General features: G+C 46.2%; 3 protein-coding genes. 2 read left to right on the top strand and 1 reads right to left on the bottom strand.

The features are described 5' to 3' along the window. Positions 1-209: 209 nt before the first annotated feature. The gene (locus RMO79_RS15995; RefSeq protein WP_310484170.1) at positions 210-932 is read right to left on the bottom strand and encodes a COP23 domain-containing protein; all 723 of its coding nucleotides are present in this window, start codon (positions 930-932) and stop codon (positions 210-212) included. Positions 933-1232: 300 nt separating this feature from the next. On the opposite strand from RMO79_RS15995, the gene RMO79_RS15990 reads away from it, so the two are divergent. Both RMO79_RS15990 and RMO79_RS15985 read left to right on the top strand, forming a co-directional pair. Further along, positions 1233-1862, top strand: coding sequence for a pentapeptide repeat-containing protein (locus RMO79_RS15990; RefSeq protein ID WP_310484169.1), 630 nt, complete (start codon positions 1233-1235; stop codon positions 1860-1862). Further along, positions 1859-2629, top strand: a 771-nt coding sequence (locus tag RMO79_RS15985; protein ID WP_310484168.1) for a DICT sensory domain-containing protein, incomplete at its 3' end; no start/stop codon positions are given. The genes RMO79_RS15990 and RMO79_RS15985, both read left to right, overlap by 4 nt.

Below are 2629 nucleotides of genomic sequence, written 5' to 3'. Positions count from 1 at the left end.
CCAATTTGAATATCCACGATCGATCCGACCTTTTCCAAAAAACGTCTTTAAGTAAGCCTAACAAATAGACTGCAACATTTGTTTACTTTTTTACAGATTTTTTGGGAAGAATCTGAAACAACATCGATTTTTAGAGTTACGGCAATGAAGTAGGGTTGTCGGTTGTTAGTGCCAAATCATCCCTACTCTCTGGCGTTCCTCGCTGTTAATTACCGAAACCGAATGGGATTCAATATTTTCACATCACCCGCAGTGGAATTTGTGGTGGTAGGTGCGCGGAGTTGGGTGGCAGTACCGCCATCTTTTTTAGATAAGAACGGACGCAGATCGATGCTATCTTTCGACTTGAGTGCGGGCGTGATACTAGTAGCAGTGCCAGTATTGCCGAGTCCTGGTAATACTACATTGCCTAGTAAATCGCCGAAACCATTATTGCCACCATCGGCAAATGTCGTCACGCCAGTCGTGCGCTGTCCGCTATCTGCCATCGTCAGATTGCGGAAGACAGAATCTCTAGTGGTAATGGCATCTTGTCCTTGGGGTACCGTAAATACAATCCGACATTCACTGTTTTTTTCGGTGGTGACGCAGACGGTATCGTAGTTGTTTTTAACATCAGTACGTAGTTCTTTAAGTCCGTCGCGACGGTATTCTTCTAATCTGCGCGCGATTTCGGTACAGCGTTTGCCAGCATCCCAATTATTACCCATTGTATTGGGTACCGCCCACGGATATTTGTCGCCAGGTCGATCGACTGGTTGATAAGTAACGGTAGACTGATTACCACGCAATTCACAGATAAAGCGGGCACTATTTCCACCCGATGGCACGGCTGTCTGCGGGGTAGGCGGGCCATATTGCGCCCCAACGCTACTGGCTGTCAACACAGCACCTAAGATTGCCCAGCTCCAAATTTTAAGGGATGTTTTCATCGGTTGCATTTACTCTGGGGTAAAGATTGAGAGTGAGTCGATGGAGTATCGATCTTGTAAGTATTCGGACAAGGGTTCGATCGAGAATGTTCCTTTTTGGGTCGTGGGGTATCGATCTCAAATCTGGATAAATAGTTAGGGTTCTGTCGCGATCCCTAGCTTTCTGCTAGTATTGTCAATATAAGTTTACAAAGCTTAATAAAGTATTCTCCAGCCAATGCTGGAGCTGTACAGCCGCAAAAACTGTCATAAATATGATGAGTAATTTCGATTTCATTAGTAGTTAAGTATTTCCAGACGATGTTTTATCCACAACAAGTTAATGCCAAAGAGTTAAAAAGCTCGTACGATCGAGGTCATCGGGATTTTTGCCGGATCGATTTACAGTCGATCGATCTGAGCGAATCGAGCTTGAGCGGGATTGATTTTGCCCAAGCACAGTTAAATGATAGTAACTTGAGCTTGGTGAACCTTCAAGGTGCCAACCTTTCGGCGGCGATATTTAGCAAGGCAATGTTGTGGAGAGCAAATTTGCATCAGAGTAAGCTAGTTGGCAGTCGCGGCGATCGATCGAACCTGATTAGAGCGGATTTGAGTCAGGCAAACTGTCAACAGATCGACTTACAAAAAGCCGATTTGCGGTTAGCCAATCTCCAGATTGCAGACTTGAGCGGTGCGAATTTAGTTGGGGCGAATTTGAGTTATGCCAACCTAACTGGCGCGAATTTAGTTGGGGCGAATTTGAGTCATGCCCAGTTGGAGCGGACGATTGTGGTAAATGTCGATTGGGATGGTAATACACTTGCCGATCTCGATTTGACTAAAGCAGATTCGCGCCGTTCTTGTAGCATACCGAGCTGGAAAAAGCGAGATCGGGGGTTATCTTCATATTCAGCCACTAACCACTTTCCCAAACCAGCAAACGGATGATAAACAACTCTAACTCTTTGCTCCAGAACTTGCTGCAATCTTTTCCTCAGCTTAGGGCGCAAATTTATTTTAAAGCCAGCTTAACCGCACTTTCTCATGCGATCGAAGACCTAGTATTGGCGGGAACAGAACAACCGTTAGTAATTGCTAATTTCCAGCAGGAACGATTTTACCGTCAGGAAACGGGGCGATATCAACGTATCGCTCGCCAAACCGATCGAGTCTATGTACTAGCGGCTCCCGAAACAGATTTCGCTTCTGCTCCCGCACCTTACGCCACCATTGGCATCGCGCCGACAGATGAATTGGCGCAGGAATGGCATTTGGCAATTGTCGGACAGAATTATAGTGCTTGTTTGATCTGTCGCGAACATGCTGCACCTGTAGATACGATCGATTTAGATTCCGCTCGCCAGTTTAGGGGATTTTGGACGTTAGATCCTCAGGTGAGCAGACAAGCAGCGTTACTATTATTAGAACGGATCGATCGTTATCGTCCCGATCTAAGGGAGCAAATCGCTCTAGACAAACAGCGTTATCAGCTTACCTCCACGCGGGAGCAGCCGATCGAACTAGCTACCAATTTAATCGATACTCAACTATTTATCGATCGACTCGTTACCTATCTCCAGGCAAGTCAATACAAGCAGGTAAACGCCTATCGCCGGATTGTAGCAGAAGAACGCAGAGAGCGGCTAGTCAATCAGATTGCCGCAGCGGTAAGACAATCGCTCGATCTCGAAGAGATTTTGGCAGTGACAATTCGC

This window comes from Chamaesiphon sp. VAR_48_metabat_403 (assembly GCF_031422475.1).
Lineage (GTDB): Bacteria > Cyanobacteriota > Cyanobacteriia > Cyanobacteriales > Chamaesiphonaceae > Chamaesiphon.
This window is presented reverse-complemented; position numbering and strand designations above follow the sequence as displayed.

Bases quoted from the DNA above. Each gene is read 5' to 3' on its own strand.
- RMO79_RS15990 (WP_310484169.1), top strand. From the start codon at position 1,233: ATGTTTTATCCACAACAAGTTAATGCCAAAGAGTTAAAAAGCTCGTAC.
- RMO79_RS15995 (WP_310484170.1), bottom strand. From the start codon at position 932: ATGAAAACATCCCTTAAAATTTGGAGCTGGGCAATCTTAGGTGCTGTG.